Source organism: Nocardioides sp. R-C-SC26, assembly GCF_021246465.1.
Lineage (GTDB): Bacteria > Actinomycetota > Actinomycetes > Propionibacteriales > Nocardioidaceae > Nocardioides.
This window is the reverse complement of sequence record NZ_JAHRHK010000096.1, coordinates 1-306: the sequence shown is the minus strand read 5'-3', so window position 1 is coordinate 306 and position 306 is coordinate 1. Positions and strand designations below refer to the sequence as shown.

Here is a 306-nt window from a genome sequence, read left to right as displayed (position 1 = left end):
CGCTCGAGCTCGACGAGATCTACTCCAGCATCGATCGGCTGACGGTCGCGCTCGGCCCTGACGGCGCCAACGCCGATGGCGCCCTGGCCGACCTGCTGCAGCAGACCGCGAAGAACTTCGGCGGCCAGGGCGAGAAGGTCAACGAGACACTGAAGAACTTCAGCCGGCTCAGCGAGACGTTGGACGACAACAAGGAAGAGCTCTTCGGCTCGACGGCGAGATGATCACGGCCTCGGCCGTGCTCGGCACCTTGACGTCGGCGTCGTAGGACATCACGACCTTGACGCGGGTGCCGTCGGGCGTGAC

At 65.7% G+C, this 306-nt stretch carries 1 pseudogene; it reads left to right on the top strand.

Annotation, left to right across the window (positions count from 1 at the left end):
* A pseudogene (locus KSO97_RS17590) lies at nucleotides 1-224 on the top strand (virulence factor Mce); the annotation flags it as partial.
* Nucleotides 225-306 lie beyond the last annotated feature (82 nt).